The organism is Zhongshania aliphaticivorans (assembly GCF_001586255.1).
Taxonomy (GTDB): Bacteria; Pseudomonadota; Gammaproteobacteria; order Pseudomonadales; family Spongiibacteraceae; genus Spongiibacter; species Spongiibacter aliphaticivorans.
Genome location: NZ_CP014544.1, coordinates 1,881,621 through 1,905,436 on the forward strand (window position 1 = coordinate 1,881,621; position 23,816 = coordinate 1,905,436).

Annotated in this window: 19 protein-coding genes; 15 read left to right on the top strand and 4 right to left on the bottom strand. The window is 50.2% G+C overall.

Annotated features, from left to right (window positions below):
* Window positions 1-91 precede the first annotated feature (91 nt).
* From AZF00_RS08350 to gorA, 7 genes are read left to right on the top strand one after another with little or no spacing between them, the layout of a single operon-like run.
* Window positions 92-2,392 carry a DNA translocase FtsK gene (locus AZF00_RS08350; protein WP_008247843.1) on the top strand — a complete coding sequence of 767 codons (2,301 nt, stop codon included), beginning with the start codon at window positions 92-94 and terminating at the stop codon, window positions 2,390-2,392.
* A gap of 11 nt (window positions 2,393-2,403) precedes the next feature.
* A complete protein-coding gene (gene lolA, locus AZF00_RS08355) occupies window positions 2,404-3,006 on the top strand; it encodes an outer membrane lipoprotein periplasmic chaperone LolA (protein ID WP_008247846.1) in 603 nt (200 codons plus the stop codon).
* Between the two features lie 35 nt (window positions 3,007-3,041).
* The gene (locus AZF00_RS08360; protein ID WP_050985174.1) at window positions 3,042-4,304 is read left to right on the top strand and encodes a replication-associated recombination protein A; all 1,263 of its coding nucleotides are present in this window, start codon (window positions 3,042-3,044) and stop codon (window positions 4,302-4,304) included.
* A gap of 45 nt (window positions 4,305-4,349) precedes the next feature.
* On the top strand, window positions 4,350-4,727 hold the full coding sequence (gene crcB, locus AZF00_RS08365; RefSeq protein WP_008247849.1) for a fluoride efflux transporter CrcB: 378 nt from the start codon (window positions 4,350-4,352) through the stop codon (window positions 4,725-4,727).
* A 45-nt stretch (window positions 4,728-4,772) separates the two neighbouring features.
* Entirely contained in the window at window positions 4,773-6,077 is a 1,305-nt protein-coding gene (serS, locus tag AZF00_RS08370; RefSeq protein ID WP_008247850.1) for a serine--tRNA ligase, read from the top strand.
* Between the two features lie 3 nt (window positions 6,078-6,080).
* Window positions 6,081-7,484: a siroheme synthase CysG gene (gene cysG / locus AZF00_RS08375; RefSeq protein ID WP_008247851.1), complete on the top strand. Its 1,404-nt coding sequence runs from the start codon at window positions 6,081-6,083 to the stop codon at window positions 7,482-7,484.
* Between the two features lie 54 nt (window positions 7,485-7,538).
* Complete coding sequence (gene gorA, locus AZF00_RS08380; RefSeq protein ID WP_008247852.1) at window positions 7,539-8,909, top strand: glutathione-disulfide reductase; 1,371 nt, start codon at window positions 7,539-7,541, stop codon at window positions 8,907-8,909.
* A gap of 53 nt (window positions 8,910-8,962) precedes the next feature.
* Here the strand turns inward: gorA and AZF00_RS08385 are convergent, their stop codons facing one another.
* Window positions 8,963-11,086, bottom strand: a complete 2,124-nt coding sequence (locus tag AZF00_RS08385; protein WP_143829334.1) for a carboxy terminal-processing peptidase — start codon at window positions 11,084-11,086, stop codon at window positions 8,963-8,965.
* Between the two features lie 147 nt (window positions 11,087-11,233).
* Between AZF00_RS08385 and AZF00_RS08390 the strand changes: the two genes are divergently transcribed.
* From AZF00_RS08390 to AZF00_RS08425, 8 genes are all read left to right on the top strand, one after another.
* Entirely contained in the window at window positions 11,234-11,629 is a 396-nt protein-coding gene (locus AZF00_RS08390; RefSeq protein WP_008247861.1) for a nuclear transport factor 2 family protein, read from the top strand.
* Between the two features lie 310 nt (window positions 11,630-11,939).
* Entirely contained in the window at window positions 11,940-13,568 is a 1,629-nt protein-coding gene (locus tag AZF00_RS08395; protein ID WP_008247862.1) for a long-chain-fatty-acid--CoA ligase, read from the top strand.
* A 68-nt stretch (window positions 13,569-13,636) separates the two neighbouring features.
* Window positions 13,637-14,443, top strand: coding sequence for an acyl-CoA thioesterase (locus AZF00_RS08400; RefSeq protein ID WP_008247866.1), 807 nt, complete (start codon window positions 13,637-13,639; stop codon window positions 14,441-14,443).
* Between the two features lie 102 nt (window positions 14,444-14,545).
* On the top strand, window positions 14,546-16,048 hold the full coding sequence (locus tag AZF00_RS08405) for a GGDEF domain-containing protein (protein WP_008247867.1): 1,503 nt from the start codon (window positions 14,546-14,548) through the stop codon (window positions 16,046-16,048).
* Between the two features lie 40 nt (window positions 16,049-16,088).
* Window positions 16,089-17,735: a L,D-transpeptidase family protein gene (locus tag AZF00_RS08410; RefSeq protein WP_008247878.1), complete on the top strand. Its 1,647-nt coding sequence runs from the start codon at window positions 16,089-16,091 to the stop codon at window positions 17,733-17,735.
* Complete coding sequence (locus tag AZF00_RS08415; RefSeq protein WP_008247879.1) at window positions 17,736-18,722, top strand: D-Ala-D-Ala carboxypeptidase family metallohydrolase; 987 nt, start codon at window positions 17,736-17,738, stop codon at window positions 18,720-18,722. It abuts the gene before it with no gap.
* A gap of 217 nt (window positions 18,723-18,939) precedes the next feature.
* Complete coding sequence (locus AZF00_RS08420) at window positions 18,940-19,692, top strand: MlaA family lipoprotein (RefSeq protein ID WP_008247880.1); 753 nt, start codon at window positions 18,940-18,942, stop codon at window positions 19,690-19,692.
* Between the two features lie 15 nt (window positions 19,693-19,707).
* Entirely contained in the window at window positions 19,708-22,107 is a 2,400-nt protein-coding gene (locus AZF00_RS08425; RefSeq protein ID WP_008247885.1) for an efflux RND transporter permease subunit, read from the top strand.
* Window positions 22,108-22,122: 15 nt separating this feature from the next.
* Here AZF00_RS08425 and AZF00_RS08430 read toward each other — a convergent pair whose 3' ends face one another.
* Genes AZF00_RS08430 through AZF00_RS08440 form a run of 3 tightly spaced genes read right to left on the bottom strand, consistent with a single transcriptional unit; the run spans window position 22,123 to window position 23,815 of the window.
* Window positions 22,123-22,671 (bottom strand): c-type cytochrome, encoded by a 549-nt coding sequence (locus tag AZF00_RS08430; RefSeq protein WP_008247886.1) that lies wholly within the window; start codon window positions 22,669-22,671, stop codon window positions 22,123-22,125.
* A gap of 24 nt (window positions 22,672-22,695) precedes the next feature.
* A complete protein-coding gene (locus AZF00_RS08435) occupies window positions 22,696-23,043 on the bottom strand; it encodes a hypothetical protein (protein WP_008247887.1) in 348 nt (115 codons plus the stop codon).
* 52 nt (window positions 23,044-23,095) lie between these two features.
* The gene (locus tag AZF00_RS08440; RefSeq protein WP_231856195.1) at window positions 23,096-23,815 is read right to left on the bottom strand and encodes a copper resistance protein B; all 720 of its coding nucleotides are present in this window, start codon (window positions 23,813-23,815) and stop codon (window positions 23,096-23,098) included.
* Between the last annotated feature and the right edge of the window lies 1 nt (window position 23,816).

Below are 23,816 nucleotides of genomic sequence, written 5' to 3' on the forward strand. Positions count from 1 at the left end.
TTCGCTTTTTCAACGCCTGTCATAGGGTTTGCGTCTTTTACGTGTAAATTTAGGAAATCGTTTTCTTTTGCCAAAACCAACATCAGCAGCCATGGTAGAAAACCGTGAAATTTTGAATTTGCGCTTGCGCGAGGGCTTGTTGATCGCCTTTGTTGCTGTGTGCATTTACATTTTTGTGTCCTTACTTAGTTATAGCGGCAATGATCCGGGCTGGTCGCGCACCGGCAATGGCGATCGGATTGCGAATGCCGGTGGCCCGGTAGGGGCGTGGTTGGCTGACGTGTTCTTCGCCCTATTTGGGTATATGGCCTATTTATTTCCGGCGATGCTGGGTTTTAGGGCTTGGCGGCTATTTAAGGAGCGCTACCGCCCGGCGGGCTTTGATACCCTGATTTTTGTACTGCGTTTTATCGGCCTGATTTTGGTGATGATTTCCAGTACTGGCTTAGCGGCCAATGGCGATTATGGCAATAGCGGGCTGCCCTTTGGCGCAGGCGGAGTATTGGGCGACGCCGTCGGCAATGCCACGATGAGCTCCTTTAACGAGTTTGGCAGTCGCTTATTATTAATTGCCATACTGTTATTTGGTTTAACTGTGTTTACCGATTTATCGTGGATTCGGCTCATGGATACGCTTGGCGCTGTCACCTTGCGATTGTTTGATCGTGGCCGTGAAGCTGTGTATAGCTATAAAATGGCGCGCGAAGAGCGTCGTAAGGCTGCTGCGGCCAAGCAGCAGCGCCACGAATCCGTAGCGAAAAAGACGGAAATTCAAAAGACCCGCATACCACCACAAATTGCACCGCCGCCAAAGCCGGTAGTAAAGTCTGCACGGCCAGATAAAGAGCGCCAAAAGTCTTTGTTCGAAGGCCCTGTCACGGGGACCTTGCCGTCTTTAAGTTTACTCGACAAGGCTGTTCACAACCCTGACCGAGGGTATTCGCCCGAGACCCTTGAGGCTATGTCGCGCCTACTGGAAATTAAATTGCTCGACTTTGGTGTGTCGGCAAAAGTCATCGCCGTGTTCCCCGGGCCGGTTATTACGCGTTTTGAGTTAGAGCCAGATGCGGGGGTGAAAGTTAGTAAGATATCTAATTTGGTCAAGGATTTAGCGCGCTCGCTCGCCGTGGTCAGTGTTCGGGTCGTGGAGGTCATCCCTGGCAAACCCTATGTTGGCATCGAAATTCCCAATGAAGACCGCGAGATTGTTAATTTTCACGATGTGCTGTCATCCGAAGCCTTCGATGCCTGCAAGTCGCCGCTAACACTTGCCTTAGGGCATGATATTTCCGGCGAGCCGGTCTGTGCCGACCTCGGCAAAATGCCTCACTTATTGGTCGCGGGTACCACGGGCTCGGGTAAATCGGTTGGTGTTAACGCCATGCTGATCAGTCTTTTGTACAAATCAACGCCGGAAGAAGTGCGTTTGATGCTGGTTGACCCCAAAATGCTGGAGCTGTCGGTCTACGACGGTATTCCCCATTTGCTTACGCCGGTTATTACCGACATGAAAGACGCGGCCAATGGTCTGCGCTGGTGTGTGGCGGAAATGGAGCGTCGTTATAAGTTGATGTCGAAAATGGGCGTCAGGAACCTGGCTGGTTTTAACCGCAAGGTTAAAGACGCCATCTTGGCGGGGGAGCCGATCAAAGACCCGCTGTGGAAGCCTGAAGATCACTATCAGGCAGGCCTAGAGGAAGCTCAGGCGCCAGATTTAGAAGTTTTACCGTCAATTGTTGTCGTTATAGACGAATTTGCCGACATGATGATGATTGTAGGTAAAAAAGTTGAAGAGCTGATTGCGCGTATCGCTCAAAAAGCGCGCGCAGCCGGTATCCATCTCTTGCTCGCAACCCAGCGGCCCTCGGTTGATGTTATTACCGGCTTGATTAAGGCCAACGTACCGACGCGGATTGGTTTTCAGGTGTCTTCTAAAATCGATTCTCGGACCATTTTGGATCAAGGTGGCGCAGAACAGCTGCTTGGTCACGGCGATATGCTGTATTTACCACCGGGAGCAGGTATTCCCATCCGGGTACACGGCGCCTTTGTTTCTGACGAAGAAGTGCACCGTGTCGTCGCAGATTGGAAGCGCCGCGGGGAGCCCCAATATATCGATGGTTTGCTGGAAGAGGGCAGCACCACCGATGCTATGCCTGGCATGCCGCCTGAAGGTGGCGGCGATGACGGCGAATCGGATGCGCTTTACGATGAAGCTGTTGCCTATGTAACCAAAAGTCGGCGGGCGTCAATATCAGCAGTGCAGCGTAAATTGCGAATCGGCTATAATCGCGCCGCCCGATTAATTGAAACAATGGAGGCTGCCGGTGTCGTAACTGAGATGGCCAGTAACGGTAGTCGCGAAGTACTGGCTCCACCTCCATTTGAATAGAAGTAGAATCCATGCGCCAATTCTTAATTGTTTTGTGTTTGTCTGTTTTTACCATGAACGTGTTTGCCGAGGGCGACGTGGCGCAGCTGCACCTGCATCTCTCTGGCGCGCAAAGCCTGAACGCGAAATTTGTTCAGCAAGTAAAAGATGTCGACGGTCAACTGCTGCAAGAGAGCAAGGGCACTATCGCGTTAAAGCGGCCGAATAAAATTCGCTGGGAAAGCACCGAGCCCTTTCATTACCTCTTAGTCAGTAACGGTAAAACCGTGTGGCGCTACGACGCAGATCTAGAGCAGCTGAATACCGAGCCATTTGACGCTAATTTGGCGCAAACACCGGCTATGATTATCAGTATGACGATTGACCAGCTCGCCGCGCAGTACGATGTTCGCGTTAAAAAGAATGGCAATGCCCGTGAATTTATCCTGCTGCCCAAGGAGCCTGGCTCCTTTACTGAAATGGTGCTGATGTTTACCTGGGGTAAACTCACAGGAATGCGCTTGACCGACACGCTAGAGCAAACCACTAAAATCGAGTTTATTAATCCCAAATACAATAATCGTTTTAGTGATCGGGAATTTGAATTCAACGAGGCCGAGGCTAAGAAGTCTTGACTGAAACAGCCAGCAAGGCACCGCTGGCTGCGCGGATGCGACCCCAAACCCTTGATCACTACCTTGGTCAAGATCATCTGCTAGCGCCAGATAAACCGCTTCGACGTGCCTTAGATTCCGGTCAGCTGCACTCCATGATCTTCTGGGGCCCACCCGGGGTGGGTAAAACCACCTTGGCGCAACTCATCGCCCAGCTCTGTGACGCGCACTTTATTAGTATTTCAGCTGTTTTAGCCGGAGTGAAAGATATTCGCGCGGCGGTCGATGACGCAAAGCAGCAGCAGTTTTTCCAGCGCCGCACCATTTTATTTATCGATGAAGTGCACCGTTTCAATAAGTCTCAACAAGATGCATTTTTGCCTTTTGTTGAAGACGGTACGATTATTTTTGTTGGCGCGACCACTGAAAACCCGTCCTTTGAAATCAATAATGCCTTGTTGTCCCGAGCGCGGGTTTATCAATTAAACCCCCTCAGCGACGCCGCAATTGTGGATATTGTCAGCCACGCGGCTGGCTGTGAGGGCTGGCAACTTGCCCCAGATCAAATTGAACGCATTGCTCGCCACGCTGACGGTGATGGTCGCCGCGCGCTGAATGTCCTTGAGATTGCGGGCGACATGCTGGGGCGTAATAGCAGTAGCACGGAATTAAGTGCGGAGATTATCGACCAAGTTCTCAGTGGTCAGCCCCGGCGTTTTGATAAGGGCGGCGATCTGTTTTACGAACAAATTTCCGCATTGCATAAATCTGTGCGAGGCAGCTCGGTAGACGGCGCCCTGTATTGGTTTGCACGTATGCTCGACGGCGGTTGTGAACCTTTATATATTGCCCGGCGTTTGGTGCGTATGGCCAGTGAAGATATTGGCAATGCAGATCCTCGGGCATTGCGGTTATGCTTAGATGCATGGGAAACCCAAGAGCGCCTTGGCAGCCCGGAAGGAGAGTTAGCCATGGCGCAGGCGGTGTGTTATCTCGCCGCCGCCCCCAAAAGTAACGCGGTCTACACCGCGTATAATGCGGTGCGCAAAGAAATTGCGGCGTCACCGAGTTATGACGTGCCCATGCATTTACGCAATGCGCCCACGGGTATGATGAAGGAGCAGGGCTTTGGTGGGGGCTACCGCTATGCTCATGACGAGCCAGATGCCTACGCGGCAGGAGAGAGTTACCTGCCCGAAGAGATCAAAGATCGGGTCTACTATCAGCCGGTAAACCGTGGACTTGAGAAAAAAATCGCCGAAAAACTGCGATATTTGCAAGCGCTTGATGATAGTGCCAGCCACAAGCGCTATCGTTGATTTGAATGGGGTAGAATAGTCACCCAGTCTGGAGACCGTTTTTACGTGCAAATATATCTACTAATCGCCCTTGGCGGGGCTTCTGGTGCGCTAAGCCGCTACGGTGTCGGCCGTATTGTGAGTCATTGCTTGGCTCAGGCCTATTGGCCGCTGGGCACTTTTGCGGTCAATTTTATTGGTTCTTTCGTGATCGGTGCGGTTTATGTGCTGATCACGGAAAAATCGGCACTGCATGCCGATTGGCGCTATGTTTTGATCGTGGGTTTTCTGGGCGCATTCACCACTTTTTCCACGTTTTCACTTGAATCGGTTGCGTTGCTCGAGGCCGGAAAAGTGATCTTGGCCTTGGCGTATATGCTTAGCACGGTGATTAGTTGCGTGCTCGCCTGCTGGTTAGGGATTGTTTTTTTACGTGCTATTTAATTAAAAATTTAATGAACAAATACAGATGCTTGGAGATTTATTTTAATGTTAGATATTAAGCAGGTTCGGCAAGACTCAAAGGCCATTGCCGAGGCGCTGAATAAAAAGTACTTCACCTTTGATGCTGCCGAGTTCGACGCCCTTGATGCCAGTCGCAAGCAAGCCGATATCAATAGCCAGAACCTGTTGGCTGAGCGTAAAAAGGCCTCCAAACAAGTTGGCGAACTGATTAAATCCGGTATGAGTGTTGATGACGCGAAGGCCCAAGTAAACGAAACCCTCGCCAAAATAGAATCTGAGCTCGAAGCCCTTAAACAACAAGCAAAAGACGCCAATGATGCCCTCGATCAATTATTGATGGCGGTACCGAACCTACCTGCCGATGAGGTACCCGAGGGCAAGGACGAGAGCTGTAATGTTGAAGTATTGCGCTGGGGGCAGCCCCGGGAATTTGATTTTGAGGTCAAAGACCACGTTGATGTGGGCGAAAGCCTGGGCGGCCTAGATTTTGATACCGCCGCCAAAATTACCGGTAGCCGTTTTTCGGTTATGCGTGGCGGGCTCGCGCGGATGCATCGGGCGCTTATTCAACTCATGTTGGATACCCATACCCGCGCCCATGGCTACAAAGAAGTGTATGTGCCCTATATGGTCAATGCCGAGTCTCTGCGTGGCACCGGGCAGTTGCCCAAATTTGAAGCGGATTTATTTAAATTGCAGGGCGATTCCGAGTACTACTTAATTCCGACGGCCGAAGTGCCGGTCACCAATATGTTTCGTGATGCAATTGTCGAAACCAGTGATCTGGATAAAGGCCTTCGTTTTACTTGTCACACGCCTTGTTTTCGCAGTGAAGCGGGTAGCTACGGCCGTGATACTCGGGGCATGATTCGTCAGCATCAGTTTGAAAAAGTCGAGTTGGTGCAGTTTGTGCGCCCAGATCAGTCAGATGAGGCTTTGGAAACATTAACCGGTCATGCCGAAGCTATTTTGCAATTATTAGAACTGCCGTACCGCAAAGTCATCTTGTGTGGTGGTGACTTAGGCTTTTCAGCGCGGAAAACCTATGATTTAGAAGTGTGGCTGCCGGGGCAGAGTGCTTACCGAGAGATTTCGTCTTGCAGCAATTTTGGCGATTTCCAAGCTCGCCGAATGTTGGCACGCTGGCGCAACCCTGAAACCGGCAAGCCCGAGTTGCTTCATACCTTGAACGGTTCTGGTTTGGCCGTGGGGCGCACCTTGGTTGCTATCTTGGAAAATTATCAGCAGGCCGACGGTTCATTGCTCGTGCCACAGGCGCTTCGCGGTTATATGGGTGGACTCGAACGCCTGCAAGCTGGGGACTGCTAAGCCATGGAATTTTTGCCGCTGTTCACCGATCTGCGTAACAAGCCCTGCTTATTGGTGGGTGGAGGGCAAGTAGCGCTCCGCAAAGCGCGATTACTGTGCAAAGCCGGTGCGAAAATACGGCTTGTTGCCCATGAGATTTTGCCGGAGCTGTCGACCCTGTGCATGAACTCCGGTGGCGAATGTATTCGCGGCGATTACGCTGACCACCTTTTGGATGAGGTGTTTCTTGTTATCGCCGCAACGGATGACGAGGCCTTAAACAAGCAGGTCTCAGAGGCCTGTCACGCTCGCCAGATTCCGGTGAATGTGGTCGATAATCCTGAACTTTGCAGTGTAATATTGCCCGCGATTATTGATCGCTCACCACTGGTGATTGCGGTGAGCAGTGGTGGCAAGAGCCCAGTATTAGCAAGGATGATGCGGTCACGCCTAGAGGCGAGTATTCCGGCGTCCTTTGGCCGTTTAGCGCAGCTCGTGGGCAATTTCCGCGATGCCGTTAAGGCCCGTTTTGACGACATTGAAGAGCGTCGGCATTTTTGGGAGCAAACGCTTCAGGGGCCAATCGCCGAAATGGTGTTTGCGGGCAAGGACAAGGTTGCCGCAGACATGCTCAGCAAGGCCATTGATAAGGCTACAGTCTCGGCGGGCGGTGAAGTGTATTTAATAGGCGCGGGTCCCGGTGATCCCGATTTAATGACTTTTAAAGCGCTGCGCCTGTTGCAACGGGCAGATGTGGTGCTCTATGACCGCTTGGTTGCGCCGGCCATCGTTGATATGTGCCGCAAAGACGCTGAGCGAGTATATGTGGGTAAAGCGCGAGCCGATCACGCCGTTCCCCAGCAAGATATAAACAAGCTACTGGTCAAATACGCCAAAGAAGGTAAGAAGGTTGCGCGCCTGAAGGGCGGCGACCCGTTTATTTTTGGCCGTGGCGGCGAAGAAATAGAAGAGCTTGCAGAGGAAAAAATTCCTTTTCAGGTAGTTCCGGGGATTACTGCCGCCTCTGGCTGTGCGAGTTATTCCGGTATACCACTTACGCACCGTGATTACGCGCAGTCGGTGCGTTTTGTTACCGGCCATTTAAAAGACCACAGTTTGAATTTGCCGTGGGCGGAGCTAGTACACCCGACGCAAACCGTGGTGTTTTATATGGGCTTGGTGGGCTTGCCGAGTATTTGCGCGCAGCTGATTGCCCACGGTCGCGGTGGTGACACGCCAATCGCGGTTATTCAGCAGGGCACAACGCCCCAGCAAAAGGTTGTGGTGGCAACCTTGGCGACCATGGTTGAGCGCCTCGCTGAGGAGCCTGTGCAAGCACCAACCCTCATCATCGTTGGTGAAGTGGTGAAACTCCGTGAAAAGCTTGCCTGGTACGAACATTACGACCTCGCCAATGCCTCGGTGTAACATCGCCGCGGCAATCGACTCTCATCTCCGATAACACCCGTCTATGGAGGCGCAATGACGCAGCAAGGTTTTGACACTGAGTACGACTACGATTTATTTGTGATCGGCGCCGGTTCCGGCGGCGTGAGAGCCGCGCGGATGTCGGCCGGTTTTGGCGCCAAGGTTGCCATTGCCGAGTCCCGCTATTTGGGTGGCACCTGCGTGAATGTGGGTTGCGTCCCTAAAAAACTGTTTAGCTATGCGGCCCATTACCGCGAAGACTTTAACGATGCTAAGGGCTTTGGCTGGAGTAGTGCGGTCGAACCGATTGATTGGCCGACCCTGCGGGACAATAAAACCCGCGAAATTGAGCGTTTAAACGGTATATACGGCAACTTGCTGAGTAATGCAGGAGTTGAGCTGCTCAATGGTCATGCCAGTTTTGTCGACGCTCACACGCTTAGTGTAGACGGCAAGAAATACACCGCAAAGCGCATTTTAATCGCGGTAGGCGGCTGGCCCTTTATTCCGGATATTCCAGGCCGGGAATTTGCCATTAGCTCAAATGAAGTGTTTTATCTCGACACCTTGCCGAAGCATGCTGTCGTTGTCGGCGGCGGTTATATCGCCACGGAGTTTGCCGGTATTCTTCACGGCTTAGGCGTAGAGGTAGATCAAATCTACCGCCGAGATTTGTTTCTGCGTGGCTTTGATATGGAGATGCGAGAGCAGCTTGCCGAAGAAATGCGCAACAAAGGTGTGAAGCTGCGTTTCAATGAAAATGTTACCGCGATTGAAAAGGAGGGCGATCGCTATCGCCTGAGCTTAGAAAATGGCGAGAGCATGCTTACCGATCAAGTGCTTTACGCCACCGGCCGCAAGCCATTGCTGGAAGGCTTAGGGTTGGAGAATACCGGTGTAAGACTCAACGACAAGGGCTATATCGCCGTTGATGAAACCTTTCAAACGAGCGAGCCGTCGGTCTATGCCGTAGGCGATGTCACTGGTGGCATGGAGTTGACACCGGTGGCCCTAGCAGAAGGGATGAACCTTGCAAAACGCCTATACAAAGGGGAATCTAAACTCGTTGATTACAATTTTATTCCTACCGCGATTTTCTCGCAGCCCAACTTGGCCACCGTTGGCTATAGCGAAGAAGAGGCAAGAGACAAATTTACCGACATTGCGGTATTTACCTCGCGCTTCACTCACCTCAAACACACGCTAAGCGGCAATAAAGCGAAGACCTTATTAAAGCTAATAGTCGATAAAGCGAGCGATAAGGTCGTTGGTGCTCATATGCTGGGCGACGAAGCGGGTGAAATTATTCAGGGCTTAGCGGTAGCGATTAAAGCAGGTGCCACCAAGGCTGATTTTGATTCTACAATTGGCATTCACCCAACGGTAGCGGAAGAGTTTGTTACCATGCGCGAGGCGAGTCGATAGCGTTCTGCGTATCAGATCCCTAGCGGCAAATCTTGCCGCTAGGGATTCTCAAACTAGGGCTGTTTAGCCAGACGCTCTGGTAGAAAGTAAGGAATGGCATCTACCAGAATATGGCTGGCTTCAATCAGCAGCGGATCAGGCTCTTTCTTCTTATCTTTGTCGTTAGTATCGTCCGCCGGGGTCTCCCCATTGAGTGCGATGCCCTCATCGTCGGTTTTGTCTTCTTCTAAGGCTTTTAATGGTTCTTCACCTTTGGCGACCCGGCGACGATTTTCCATCGCCAGTTGCAGGGCTTTCTGCTCGTCACGTTCACTGCGGCGCTTATCGATATTCAGCGACAAATGCGTTTTACTGCGCATTTTTTCAATAACCGCGATTTGCTCCTGCAAAAACAAGAAGTCAGGGTCTTTTGCAATACGCTTATCGTGTTTGCGCTGCAGGGTTTGCAGACCGGCTTTTAGGTCGAAGTAGTAGCGGTGATTAGCGCGCTCAATGCGATCCCAGCTCAGGGCGTTGTCGAGGATGCTCTCGCCAATTTTGTCCTGATCGTACAGCGGGGGAAAGGCGATATCGGGAATGACGCCGCGATTCTGAGTGCTGTCACCTGAAACCCGATAGAATTTTGACTCCGTGAGTTTGAGTTGGCCATGACTCAGGGGGTTAACCGACTGCACTGTGCCTTTACCAAAAGACTGAGTGCCAATGACGATACCGCGCTGATAATCCTGAATGGCACCAGCAAAAATTTCTGACGCAGAGGCACTCATCCGGTTGATTAATACCGCCAGCGGCCCTGAATAGTAGGCTGAGCTGCGGCGTTTACCTTCACGAATGACCCGTGAATTAGACTGACGAATTTGTACGGTTGGGCCAGATTCAATGAACAAGCCGACCATGCCGTTCGCTTCTGCAAGAGAGCCGCCGCCATTATCGCGCAGATCAATCACAATGCCTTCGGCGCCCTGACTGAGCAATTCGCCAAGAATGCGGTGAACATCGCGGGTAGTGCTGCGGAATTCCGTATCGCCTAAACGGTAGGCCTCAAAATCCAAATAGAAAGTGGGTACATCAATCACGCCGACGTGATGTGTAACACCGTGGCTATCTTTAAACTCGATCAATTCGCCCTTGGCGCTTTGGTCTTCGAGTTTGACTTCATTGCGTTCAATTATGATTTCCCGGCGGGCCTCTTCGCTTTGCGCGACCGCAGGAATGACATCCAGGCGTACAAAGGAGCCAGCGGCGCCACGAATAAGGTCGACGACGTCGTCTAAGCGCCAGCCGATGACATCCTGCATTTCACCGTTTTTGCCTTGCGCGACACCAATGATTTTATCGGCGGGCTGCAATTGCCCCTGCTTATCAGCGGGGCCTGCAGGCACTAAGCGAACGACTTTGGTGTAGTCGTCTTCCATTTGTAATACGGCGCCAATACCTTCGAGCTTCAGGCTCATATTGATCTGGAAGTTTTCCGATAGACGCGGAGAGAAATAGTCGGTGTGTGGGTCGTAGAGTGACGCAAAAGCATTAGCATAAAGCTGAAATGCATCTTCTGACTCAAGCTGGCTCATGCGCTTTATTTGGTTTTTAAAGCGCTTGCTGAGCAAGTCGATTATGCCCGCTTGGTCTTTGCCAGCAAGCTGGAGACCCAGCACCCGATTTTTGATTTGTTTACGCCAAATTTCATCGGCGGCGGCACTGTCTTTTGGCCAAGCCTCTTTGGCGCGGTCAAGTTGAATGTCTTCATCCACCTCGAAGTCCATGGCCTTAATGGTTTCTGGCAGGGTGTCTAGCGCGCTTTGGAGACGGTCGATCATGCGCTGGCGGTAACGATTAAAAATCGCGAAGCCCGCATCAAGTTGCGCCTTTTTAAGCTCGTTGTCTAAGCTCGTTCGGTATTTTTGGAATTCGTTGATATCACTTTGCAACAAAAACTGGCGATTTGGATCTAGGTCATCTAAAAATGAGTCGAGCAGATGAGCAGACAAGTCATCATTTAACGCCAGTTTTACGTAGTGGCGGGTGTCGAGCTGCTTAACCATGTCGCGAATAGCGGTGGCATGACTTGATTCCGGCGCGAGTGGCTTTATCGCTTCGGCCGAAACCCAAGCAGCGCTCAATTGAAGGAAAAGGGCAACTACAACGCAGTAACTGCGGGTGAATCTTTTATTAACCATTAAATACCGCATCTAAAAGCCTAGTGATCTTAAGTATCTTACACCGCTGCGGCACTGATTGCAGCGCTGAGCGACATCCGGAGGTCTATTAATAAAAAATGACATATTCCTTATCGATATACCGCGTTACACTAAAAAGGTCTACTAATGAACCTGTTGGAGCTAGTTGAAGTGAGTAAAAACCCCAAAATTGCAGCAGTAGAGCGGTATATAAAAGCGCTATCGACCCATGATATAGCCGCCATCGATGACTTGTTTACAGACGATGCCACAATTGAAGACCCCGTTGGTAGCGAGCTGATTATCGGTAAAGCTGCCATCCTTCGATTCTATGAAGTGGGGTTTAGTTCCGGAATTTCTGCGCGGCTTGACGGCGCGGTGCGTTTGGCCGCTAATCATGCGGTTTTTCCCTTTGTGGTTGAGCTAAATCCAGGTAACGGCGAAGTGCGTATGGAAATCATCGATCAGTTTAGTTTCAATGACGAAACCAAGGTTGTCGCGATGAAGGCATTTTGGAGCGAAGCCAATATGAGCACACCCTGAGCGCGCTATAAACTGCCCAGAGTGCTGTTATATTCCTTTAAAAATCATTATATTTACAATAAGTTAATTGGTTTAGTTAAAGTCTCATATCAGTAAATATGTGCCGGGCCTAGACACCCATGGGAGGTTTTGGGCTGGTGGCAACTGCGCTGTATTCTTGCATCAATATGCAGGCAACAGCGCAGACCTAATGCTTGAGCTAGCGCTTTCAGCACTTAATATTGATAAGTGTAAGCGTTTTATTCGGCAGCTAATTCACGACACTTTATAGTAGCGGCAATCGCTGCACGCTTTTAGGAGAGTAATAATAATGACAAATGCCATGATGAACACCCAGCTCACCATCACATCGTTAATGAAACATGCAGAACGCGTGAATGGCGGGGTAGAAATAGTGTCTGTTACCGCAGACAATCCTCGTCATCGCTGCACTTATCGAGAGGCATTTGCACGGGCAAGGCAACTCGCCAATGCACTGGTTAGCCTCGGTCTTAAGCCGGGCGATACAATTGCTACCTTTGCTTGGAACGACTATCGGCACTTAGAAATTTACTACGGGGTATCTTGTAGCGGCATGATTTGCCACACCATTAACCCGCGTTTATTCCCCGAGCAAATAGAATACATTGTTAATCACGGACGAGATCAGTGGATATTTGTAGACCTCACAATTGTCCCCTTACTGGAAAAATTACAGCACACAATGCCTGACGTAAAAGGCTTTGTGGTGTTAACTGATGCCGCGCATATGCCGGAAACCAGCCTGCGCAATGCCCATTGCTACGACGAGCTACTGGCGGCAGAAAGTGACGAATTCAATTGGCCCGAACTCGACGAAAATACGCCGTCGGCACTGTGCTATACCTCGGGCACAACGGGTAACCCTAAAGGCGTTATGTATACCCATCGCTCAACCTTACTCCATTGCTATGCCAGTATTGCGCCGGACGTTTTCGGCTTGTCGATTAAAGATGTGGCCTTGCCAATAGTGCCCATGTTCCATGTGAACGGTTGGGGGATGGTGTACAGCGCGCCAATGACCGGTGCCAAGCTGGTCATGCCTGGGCCGAAAATGGGCGACGGCGAGACCCTTTGTGAGTTAATTAACGAAGAAAAAGTCACGGTATCGGCCGGCGTTCCTACGGTGTGGTTGGCGCTGCTCAACTATCTTGAAAAAACCGGCAAAACAGTCGAAAGTCTTAATCGCTTAACCGTCGGCGGGGCGGCCTGCCCGTACACCATCTTTGATGATTTTCGCCGCAAACATGGTGTAGATGTTCAGCAGGGCTGGGGAATGACTGAAATGAACCCCCTGGGAACCTTTAACGGCAATGTCGCACCAGCTGTTGCGGAATTGCCGCCAGAGCAATACGACAAAATGCGCCTGAAACAAGGTCGTCCAGTATTTGGTGTTGAAATGAAAATTGTCGACGCCGAAAACAACGAGCTGCCCTGGGATGGCGAGAGTGCCGGGGCTGTAAAAGTCCGTGGGCCATGGATTATTGCGGAATACTATCGCTACGACGGCCAAACCCTCGACGCCGATGGTTGGTTTGAAACTGGCGATGTGGCGAGCATAGACGAATACGGCTACATGAAAATCACCGACCGCGTTAAAGACGTAATTAAGTCAGGCGGCGAGTGGATAAGCTCGATTGAGCTGGAAAATTGCGCGGTAAACCATCCTAAGGTTGCCGAGGCTGCCGTTGTCGGTATGCCGCACCCAACATGGAGCGAGCGCCCGCTTCTATTAGTGATATTACAAGACGGCGAAAGCCTAAGTCGCGAGGAGATGCTGGCCTGGTTCGACGGTAAAGTCGCCAAATGGTGGATTCCGGAAGACTGCTTATTTGTTGAGTCACTTCCGCATACCGCAACTGGCAAACTCAGCAAAAAAGATATCCGTGAAACCTATAAAGATTACCAGTGGCCTGCGTGAGGTCAGCATTAAAACCGGAGGCTTAGCCTCCGGTACTGGTTTTAGCATATCCCCTGACAGGAGCAGTAATGAGTGATTTTCAAACGCTGATGAGCAGCGTTGCTAGCACCACAGACAAAAATCGTTACAGTGTTAACGTCGACGATACTTGGCTGCAAGGTAGAACCGCCTTTGGTGGTCTGAGTGCTGCGCTGGTCGTTGCGGCGATGAATAAGCAGGTCGCGGCAGATCGCCGCTTACGTGCCTTGTCAGTGCTTTTTGTTGGACCGGTTCCGGCAGGTAAACATGAAATCCAGCTTCGCGAATTACGGGTTGGCGGTTCTGTAAGCCATTTGCAGGGCGAATTGATATGTGGCGACGAGGTAGCGCTGAGTGCTAGTGCGGCTTATGGCAAGGACCGCTCGTCAGACATCAAGCTCGCAGGCCCCGAGATGCCTGCGGTAGGTGACCCTGAATTATTGGCGCGGCTACCCTATATTGAGGGCCTTACACCGGCTTTTACCCAACATTTCGATATGCGAATGGAATACGGCGAAATGCCGTTTAGCGGCGCCGACTCAGCCGATTTTGGTATCTGGCTACGCTTTCCCCGGCCTCAAGACATTGATATAAGCTCCTTGATTGCTTTGGCTGATGCGCCACCTATGCCTGGATTGAATATGATAAAACCGCCGGGTATAGGCAGCTCGCTGAGTTGGTATTTGGAGTTTCCCTGTGACTTACCCACTGCCGATGCATCGGATTGGTGGTATTGTGATTATCGATGCGTCGCTGCAGGGAATGGTTATTTTCATAATAATGCGACGATTTGGGGGCCGAATGGCCAAGCAGTAATGTTTAGCCGTCAAGTAGCCACAGTATTTGAAAAGAACTAATAGCAAAACTGCGCTGACTATACCTTGGTGGTATATCAACAAGTTTCGGGCGGCGATTACATATACCGGTATTTTATGTAAATTCTAAATGTGGACGGGATTGTGGCGATAGATTTAAGCCCTTTTATTGAAAACACCGCTCGCCTGCCTTCTATTCCCCGGGTAGTGACGCGTATCGTTACGCTTGCTCAGCAGGGTGAGATCGATATGCAGAATATCGCTGACCTTGTCGCTAGCGATCCGGCACTGGCCGCCAAGACCCTGCAATACGCTAACTCACCTTTATACGGAAACGAACACAGGATCGAAAACCTGCGTCGAGCCATCGTACTACTGGGTTTAAATACCACCGTTAATCTCGCTTTAAGCTTTTCATTAAAATCCTCGATTACAGAACCCCGGGGTTCTGGCCTGCATTACCCCCTATTTTGGCGGCGCTCCCTGTTGGCGGCCAGCGCCGCACTTGAATTGGGACGGTTGGCGGGAGAGCGAGGGCTAGAGGAGCTGTTTTTAGCGGGGCTATTGCAAGATATTGGCATGATTGCTATCGACCGCATTCAAGATGACTTTTACGGCTCTCTACAAAGCGACCAGATATTTCATCAGCGGGTCCGAGAATACGAGCTTGAGCGCATGGGCGGTGACCACGCTGAGGCGGGGGCATGGCTGAGCAAGCATTGGGGCCTCGCCGACCGCACAACGTTGGCAATAGCAAACAGCCATCGACCGGGCGTTTTTGCCATTGGCGACCGCGACGGGCTATTTGTTCGCTGCGTCGCCTTATCTGGCGTGGTAGCCGACTATATTATTTTTGGCGAAACCAGTGACGCGAGAACTCAATTAGTTATCCAGTGTCAGCGCATACTGGAATTTAACACCGCAAAAATCGACACCCTGATTGCACGGATGCACGAAAAAATCCCTGAAATGGAAGCCTTGTTCGAGCTTAAACTCACCGAAAGTAGCAGCCAATCCAAGCTACTGGAGGAGGCGAATGCCACCCTGGCAGCAATGAATATTGCAAGCTTGCAACGCAGCCATCACAAGGCGGAACACGGTGGGGGGGCTAAATTAAGCAAAGAAGAGCGCTACGACAAAACCACAAAAGCCTTTTCGCGCAGGTTTGCCGATGGCTATATTCCCGATGCCTTCGATATCGCGGTGCGAACGGATCGAAATATTAGTTTTGCGCTCATCGAAGTTGTGAATTTAAAGGAGATACACAAACGACTTGCCGATCCAGACGCCATTATTAGCGAGATGGCGCAAGTATTAGAAGGGACGGTGCGCTCTGGCGACGTTCTCAGCCGCTATCGCGATGAGCAGTTTCTTATCATTCTTGCGGGAACCACGGTAGACCAAGCAAAAATGGTTTGTCAGCGTATGTACGACGCCGTTAAATCACTGAGTCAGCCCAGCAAAAAAGGGCCACTCGGCGGCGTTACAGATATTGGTATTAAACTGTGTATCGGCGTGGCTACCCATGGTCTAGGCTGTGAGTTTCGCAATGCAGAAGAGCTATTGAACGCCGCCCAAGCGGCGCTTCATACCGCTAAATTAACACCGGCAAGCCCTGTGGTTGAATTTAATCACGACGCTGACTAAGCGGGGCACGACGGCAACTCATTCGAGACAATTGCACTTTATGAAACACATTCAAATATGCATCCTGCTACTTAGTGGTTTTCTGTTCACTAATATTAGCGTGGCCAACGATCAAATCCGTCAGACTATTGAAAACTGGTCAAGTGGTTACCCCGCGGTGGCGTTAAACGAGACGGTTCTCAACAAAGACATTATTAATAGTTTTTATATCAACCGCCAATTTGAATTCGCTTGGTTTACCGCTAACACCTTGTCTGCCCAAGGGCGGGTGCTGGTTTCGAGTATTGCGGGCATAACAAAAGAAGGGCTGTTGCCGCTGGATTACCACAGTGCCAAAATTCAAACGCTACTGAACACGGATGCACCTACTCAGGATGTCGCGGCATTTGACATTTTACTCAGTGATGCTTTTCTGAGTCTTGCCAGCCATTTGCAGGCAGGGAAGGTCGATCCCCTCGCCTTAATAAGTACTGAGTGGGAGGCAAATCGGCGTCACAGTAATTTGCCAGCGCTACTACAACGGGTAGCGGATAGCGGCGATGTTGCTACAGCATTAGATAGTCTTCGTCCCAAGCAAAGCCGCTATTACCGTTTGAAAATCGCCCTTGCTAAAGTCAGCGCGCTATCTAATCTAGCCTGGCAGCGTCCGCTCGCCGAGGCGCCAGTGCTTAAACCCAACACTAGCGACAATCGTATTCCCGCCATCACCGAGCGGCTAAAAGTATGGGGGGATCTGCACAGTGGTCCCGGGCTCGAGAGCGACGGCCCGGCGGACGATGAGTCTCCGCTAATGTATACCCCGGCCTTGGCGGAGGCGGTAAAAGTGTTTCAGCGCCGCCATGGCTTAGAAGCTGACGGCATCATTGGCCGCGAAACCATTAAAGCAATAAATATTTCGCCCGAGGAACGCGCCAAACAGATTATTGTCAATATGGAACGCTGGCGTTGGCTGGCGGCAGATCTGGGCGACAAGCACTTGCTTGTTAACATCGCAGCGTTTGAGCTTAAAATCATCGACAACAACGAAACTGTGTTTGTTAAACCCGTGGTGGTTGGCCGCAATTACCGCAAGACGCCGGTATTTAGCAATAAAATCCGCTATTTGGTGTTAAACCCAACGTGGACGGTGCCGTATAAATTGGCCGTTCAAGACAAACTACCGGATATTCAAAAAGACCCTGGCTACTTAAATCGACTAGGCATCCGGGTATTTCGCGGTGACTCAGCCGTGGCGATAGACCCCTATACGATTCACTGGAACGAAATTACCACGCGTAATTTTCCGTTCCGCTTAGTGCAGGGGCCGGGCCCGCAAAATGCACTTGGCCAAGTGAAATTTATGTTTCCCAATCCGCATGATGTGTATCTGCATGACACGCCGTCGCGGGAGCTGTTTAAAAAGGCCGAGCGGGCGTTTAGTTCAGGCTGTATACGGGTGTCAGACCCCCTAGAACTGGCCGAATTTCTATTGCGCGATCAAGGCTGGGATAAGGAAAGAATTGCGGCGTCTATCGCCAAAGGCGTAACAGAAACGGTGAGTTTAAAAACACCGCTGCCCATCCATATTGAATATTGGACGGCGTGGGTAGACCGCCAAGGTGTTCTAAATTTCCGAAATGATATCTACGAGCGTGACCAGCCATTGTGGCAAGCATTAAATAAACCCTTAATTCGTATTGAGCACTAAATGTTCATAAATCGTCTTAGTGTAAAACGCCATGTCTTACTGTTAATTGCAATCGCTGTTACTAGCGTTTGCGCGCCCTTATTGCAGGCAAAAGACAGCCCTGCATTTGATCCCGGCTTGGCGTCATTCAGCGTCATGGTTGACAGAAAGCCACTGCGCGCAAGCACCAATATGCGGACTGTTATGCCGGGTAAAACGGTCAGCATTCAATTTACACAGCAAAAACTGGGTGAGTACTCGGCCAGTTTAGGCGGCCAAAATTTAAAACTCAGTGCGGCGGGACATCTTGCTTGGACCGCGCCCGCGAAACCGGGCTATTACCCCATTCGCCTTGTGCGCAATAAAGACAAGGCCCAAATCGCACTTCAAATGTTTGTCTTGCGGCCAGCAAATCAGATTGTTAACGGCAAGCTGAATGGCTACCAGATTGGCAGCTACCCCAGTGCATTAAAAGGGCTTGAAACCTATCAGCCACCTAAAGGTTTTATTGAGGTCACGCCAGAGCTAGAAAATTTATTTGTTTCACCCCATTTTAAACTCGGCCAATTCTTGTGTAAGCAGCAGGGCGGCTACCCCAAGTATTTACTTTTGCACACCGGCTTGCTAGAGAAGTTAGAGCTGCTCCTAAGAACCGTCAACGCCAAGGGTATTCGCACTGACAGTTTTGTGGTCATGAGCGGCTATCGCACCCCGTACTACAATAAGGCTATTGGCAATGTTACCAATAGCCGACATATCTACGGCGGCGCTGCCGATATTTTTATCGATGTAAATCCGGTTAACGATTATATGGATGATATTAACCACGACGGCGCGGTGAACATTAAGGACGCTGAATACCTCTATGCCATCGCCGACAAATTGGTAAGCCACAGTAAGCATCCGGAGTTAATGGGCGGGGTAGGTCTTTACGATAAAAATTCGGCGCATGGGCCTTTCGTGCATGTGGACGTGCGGGGCACGCCAGCTCGCTGGGGACACAAGTAGTTTTAAGCATTGGCATCACTGCCAACAACTACCCATCGCAAAAGGGAACGATTAAGCAACACTGCCTTCTAAATTTTGGCGCTGAATAGGTTTGTATCAGCAGAAATAAAAATTAAGGTGTGGTGAATGGATGCTATTTTTCGATAATCCTCCCTTGCATAGCGCAAGCCGAGTTCTTGGGCAATCTGCACGGGAACGACTAGCAAGTCTGCTTGTTATGCTGATTTTCTATGGCGTAATAAGCAGTAGCCAAGCACTTTACGCCAGTGAAGCGACCGCCCCGCAAGCCTTAAATGACGACGAAATCACCGTAGTAAGTTACGACGAAAGCGACTATAACGACCCTTTGATGGGCTTTAATCGCGCGATATTTGCGTTCAATGACGTGAGTTACCGCTACGCCTTGATCCCCATTGCCAAAGGTTACCGCTACATTACCCCGGACCCCGTTGAAACGGGTATTAGCAACGTATTCGCCAATATCAAAGCGCCCATTCATATTGTTAATCACTTGCTGCAATGGCAGCCGCGTAAAGCGGGGAGTAGCACGGCACGTTTCCTGATTAATACCACCATTGGTATCGCGGGCATTTTTGACCCAGCGGCGGCGTGGTTTTCCTTGCCTAAGAACGAAACTGGATTTTCTGACACCCTGGCACATTACGGCAGCGGCTACGGCACGTTCTTAGTATTACCTTTTGTTGGCCCAGCGGACCTGCGAAGCGGCACCGGAATAGTGGCAGATTATTTCCTCAACCCCATCCCCTATATCACTGAACAGCCCGACTCCAGTTATATTATGGCGGGCGATAAGTTACAGGCATTTGCGCCCCAAGCCGAAAGTTACGAGACGCTGCGCGCCAAAAGTGACGACCCCTATTTGTTTTTCAGAAACATGTATTTACAAGGCATCTTGCGTGACCAGCAATATCAACCGTCTGCTGACAACAATAAGCCCGACAATAAATAAACAAGGAAACCGTCAATGCTTGCGTCGTTGTTTGCCCGTTATAAGCTGATTTTGTTGGCGTTTACCTTGCTCGTTGGCTTTTTTGCTTGGCATAGCCAGAGTTTTGAAATTAATGCCTCTGCCGACACGCTAATTTCTGAAGACAATCGCGACTATATTCACAGTCAAAAAATCAATCAGCAATTTTCGCCAGAAGAGTTTCTGATCATTGCTTATAAGCCCAAAGCCGGAGGCGTTTTTTCTGCACAAAGTTTAGAAAATATCAGCCGTATTAGTCGCGAAGTCTCAGCGCTAGAGCGCGTAAAAGCGGTGCGCTCGGTAATGAACGTACCCTTACTGAGCAAGGCAGGAGAGGCCCTCAATGCCAATTTAGACCCAAGCGAATTCACTCAAAATAAGCTTAATCTTAGCGAGCGTGAACTCAAGGCATTGTTTAACGACCACCCCATTTATGACGGACTGCTGGTGAATCACGAACAAACCGCCAGCGGCATTCAAGTTCTGTTTAAACCAGATTTAACGCTACAAAAGCTCAATGCTGATATTCTTGCCATTCAGGAAAAGCGACTCGAAGGCCCTTTAAGCAAAGCAGATAAAGCCAAGCTAAAGAGCCTAAAGCAACAGGCTGCCCCCTTGGAAAATGCATTGCGTGACAGCCGCAACAAAGAAGTAGAGCAACTCCGTGAGATCATCAAACAATACCGGAATGACGCCGACCTTTACCTCGGCGGCGTGCATGTTCTGGGCTACCAGCTCATTAATATTATTCAGAACGACCTAAAAGTGTTTGGCGGCGCGATTGGCCTTGCGATTTGCATCTTAATTTATGCCATATTTCGCCGCTTCAGCTGGATTTTGATTACGGTGGCGTGCTGCGCGAGTAATCTATTTATTACGGTTGGTGCCTTTGGGCTTTTGGGTTTAAAAGCCACGGTTATTTCATCTAATTTCATTTCTCTACAGCTAATATTAAGCCTCGCCATTGTTATTCACTTAATTGTTCAATATCGCGAGGAAGCAGAAAAGGCAGCAGAGGCCTCCCAAAAAGAACTTGTCTTGCAAACACTCAAAGAAAAAATTGCGCCATGTTTTTTTGCTGGTTTTACCACCTCCTTGGGCTTTGCATCCTTGCTACTCAGCAATATAGAGCCGGTGAGTACCTTTGGCTTAATGATGATCATTGCCATGGTGGTGACTATTGTCTGTACGCTGCTACTATTTCCCGCATTATTGCTGCTATTCCCTCGGGAACACGTCACAGAATCGAGCAGTATTTTTAGCGGCGTTATGCAAACCGCGCAAGGGTTTTGCACCAAGCGCAGCACCCTGATTATGGTGTTTAGCATTGCCTTTTTTGCCGTCAGTGTCTTTGGCTCATTGCGCTTAAATGTCGAAAACAGCTTTATCAATTATTTTGCTAGCGATACCGATGTTCACAAAGAACTGAGCTTTATCGACAAGGAATTTGGCGGTTCAACTCAGCTAGACATTGTCTATACGCCGCCAAAAACAGCGAATCCAGACAAAAATTTATTGCTAAGGGCAGGGGACGTTCAGACTGCCCACAGTATTCAAAAATCACTGGCCGAGTTTGAGGCCATGGGTACTACACTGTCGGTGGTGAATTTCACCCAACTCGCAAAGCAGCTAAACAACAATAAACCACTAACAGAATACGAACTCACCGCCATTTATTGGACGCTTGATAAAAACGTGCGCGAAGACTTGCTCAGTAGCTATTTTATTGAGCCGCCGGCGCAGCTGCGTATTAGCGCCCGAATTAAAGACAGTACCGAGAACCTTGATCGCGGTGTGTTACTTGCCGACATCCACAAGCAGATTCAGGCTCAGGGCGTCGCGCCAGAAGACTACAAGCTCAGCGGCCTGTTTGTACTATATCAAGCAATGTTAGATCAGCTATTTACCTCCCAGATTCTTAGTTTAGGCGCGGTGTTTCTCGCTCTTGGCATTGCCTTTTGCGTAATATTTAGGTCGATTCGCATCGCCTTGATCGCCATTGTCCCCAATATTATTTCGGCGATTGCGGTGTTAGGCGTTATGGGCTGGGCGGGTATTCCACTCGATTTCATGACCATGACAATTGCCGCCATCGCGATGGGGATAGCGGTAGATGACACCATCCACTACACCCATCGCTACCTGCAGGAACTTGCCACGCACACGCCAGAGGAGGCGGTTGCCCGCAGTCACCGCAGTGTAGGCTATGCCTTAATTTATACGTCGCTCATTATTGCGCTTGGCTTTGGGCTATTGGTATTTTCCGATTTTGTGCCCGGCGTGCTATTTGGCTTATTGACTGGCTTGGCGATTATCATCGCGCTAATCGCAGATTTAACACTGCTGCCTGCAATGCTTCAAAAGTTTGTACGTGGGCCAGCTGCGAGTAAGGCGTGATATGATCCCTATACGTTAATGATTTTCGTGGCCATTTTCTTGCTTGGAATCAGTCTGGCTTAAAACTTGGTATTGCAGGGCGGTCATGTCCGGCAGTTTTTGTAAAAAAGCCACCATTGCCCATATCCGATCGTCACTATGAGTTGTTCCCCACGCGGGCATGCCAGATGCTTTTATACCGTGTTTTATCGTCCAAAATTGTCGTTTGGCCAGGTTCTCCTTAGTTATCTTTCCACTGTTCTGCGTACTGAGATTGGGTGGGGCAGGATAAAGCCCAAGACTCATCTCACTGCTTTGCTGTCCGGGTTGTAAGTGGCAGGCAGAGCACATTTCATTGTAGTCAGTAGCGCCGTTAATCAACAAATCGACTTGTTGTAAGTCAGGAACGGTGATGTCTTTAGACGCTACGGTGACCGAGCGATCCCGCGCGGTGTCCAGCAACCAATAGGTGAGTTTATGGTGGGGCGTATCAGCCCCAAATGGGTAGACACCTGCATATATTGTTGCGGCAATAACTATCAGAGCAAACATTGCCAAGGCAAATAATGATTTTAGCATTTTCATTTGGTGTTCCTTTTTTTTGCAGGCCTAGTGCTGATGAGCGTGGCTATCGTCGTGGCTCTTTACCGGCTCACTTTCAGTCTGAGCTTTAGGGGCAACCGGAGTTTGGCCCTGTTGACTCGGGCTGTCGTGAGCAGTGGGATCAACGCTAGGTTTGAAGTGAGATGCACATTTACTCATCATTGCCTGCATGACTAATGCGTCTTTAGCAATATCCTGCGGTGCGACACCATTGTCGAGTAAGGTTTTGAGTGTGCCGCAATCTGCCTTGCCCGCAGAGGATTGGTGGCCGCTGCCTGCAAAGCTCGGGCTAACACTGCCGAATATTATTAGGAGGGCGGGGTATAGCCAATTCTTAATTACTAATCTTGTCATAGTGTTTGCCTCGCAAGCCGCTGGCATTGCCAGCGGCTCGGATAAATAGTGATTAGAACCAAGCGCGAATACCGGCTACCCATTGCAGTGCTTCGATATCGCCGCCGTCGGCTCTGCTAAGGTCCGCAGTATTGCCGTATTTTTTTGACCAATTAATGCCAATATAGGGCGCAAATTCGCGGCGAATTTCGTAGCGTAGGCGCAATCCTGCATCGATTTTAGCCAGGCCGCTGCCTTGCTCATACTTTGGCGCATTGCGGCTATAAAGGGTGGTTTCTAGCTCGGGACTAAGGATCAGTTTCTGGGTAAACATGAGCTCGTATTCGGCATCGATGCGCAATGCAGTTTGGCCGCCTTTGCCAAAAAATAGCGCGCTGTCTATTTCAAAGAAATAGGGTGCTAAGCCCTGTAAGCCAACGGCAAACCAGTGCTGGTTTTGCTCTGGATTAAAGTCGCCGCGCCACCCGGTTTGAAGGTCCCAGTAGGGGGCTATTGCGCGACTGTAAAGCACTTGCAGTTCAGATTCTTCGCGCTGGCCGTCGACAAATTCACCTTCGGTTTTTAGCCATAATTTGTCGAGGTTTTTACCGAGCCATACTTCGGCATTCCAGTTGCTAATATCGCGATCGTTGCTTTGGGCATCGTGGTTAAGACGCTGTTCCAGTTGGTTTATTGACACCATGCTAATAAGCGGGTCGGCTGCCTCGTGGGCAAGGCTGATATTGTTTGCCGCCATGCACAGTATGCTCGCGGTGAATCTGTGTTTAGTCATT

Coding starts and splice junctions, on each gene's coding strand:
- AZF00_RS08435 (WP_008247887.1), bottom strand. CDS start 23,043: ATGACAAGATTAGTAATTAAGAATTGGCTATACCCCGCCCTCCTAATA.
- AZF00_RS08415 (WP_008247879.1), top strand. CDS start 17,736: ATGTTCATAAATCGTCTTAGTGTAAAACGCCATGTCTTACTGTTAATT.
- AZF00_RS08395 (WP_008247862.1), top strand. CDS start 11,940: ATGACAAATGCCATGATGAACACCCAGCTCACCATCACATCGTTAATG.
- AZF00_RS08390 (WP_008247861.1), top strand. CDS start 11,234: ATGAACCTGTTGGAGCTAGTTGAAGTGAGTAAAAACCCCAAAATTGCA.
- AZF00_RS08425 (WP_008247885.1), top strand. CDS start 19,708: ATGCTTGCGTCGTTGTTTGCCCGTTATAAGCTGATTTTGTTGGCGTTT.
- lolA (WP_008247846.1), top strand. CDS start 2,404: ATGCGCCAATTCTTAATTGTTTTGTGTTTGTCTGTTTTTACCATGAAC.
- AZF00_RS08350 (WP_008247843.1), top strand. CDS start 92: ATGGTAGAAAACCGTGAAATTTTGAATTTGCGCTTGCGCGAGGGCTTG.
- AZF00_RS08400 (WP_008247866.1), top strand. CDS start 13,637: ATGAGTGATTTTCAAACGCTGATGAGCAGCGTTGCTAGCACCACAGAC.
- AZF00_RS08420 (WP_008247880.1), top strand. CDS start 18,940: ATGCTGATTTTCTATGGCGTAATAAGCAGTAGCCAAGCACTTTACGCC.
- gorA (WP_008247852.1), top strand. CDS start 7,539: ATGACGCAGCAAGGTTTTGACACTGAGTACGACTACGATTTATTTGTG.
- AZF00_RS08410 (WP_008247878.1), top strand. CDS start 16,089: ATGAAACACATTCAAATATGCATCCTGCTACTTAGTGGTTTTCTGTTC.
- AZF00_RS08385 (WP_143829334.1), bottom strand. CDS start 11,086: ATGGTTAATAAAAGATTCACCCGCAGTTACTGCGTTGTAGTTGCCCTT.
- AZF00_RS08440 (WP_231856195.1), bottom strand. CDS start 23,815: ATGACTAAACACAGATTCACCGCGAGCATACTGTGCATGGCGGCAAAC.
- AZF00_RS08360 (WP_050985174.1), top strand. CDS start 3,042: ATGCGACCCCAAACCCTTGATCACTACCTTGGTCAAGATCATCTGCTA.
- cysG (WP_008247851.1), top strand. CDS start 6,081: ATGGAATTTTTGCCGCTGTTCACCGATCTGCGTAACAAGCCCTGCTTA.
- AZF00_RS08430 (WP_008247886.1), bottom strand. CDS start 22,671: ATGAAAATGCTAAAATCATTATTTGCCTTGGCAATGTTTGCTCTGATA.
- serS (WP_008247850.1), top strand. CDS start 4,773: ATGTTAGATATTAAGCAGGTTCGGCAAGACTCAAAGGCCATTGCCGAG.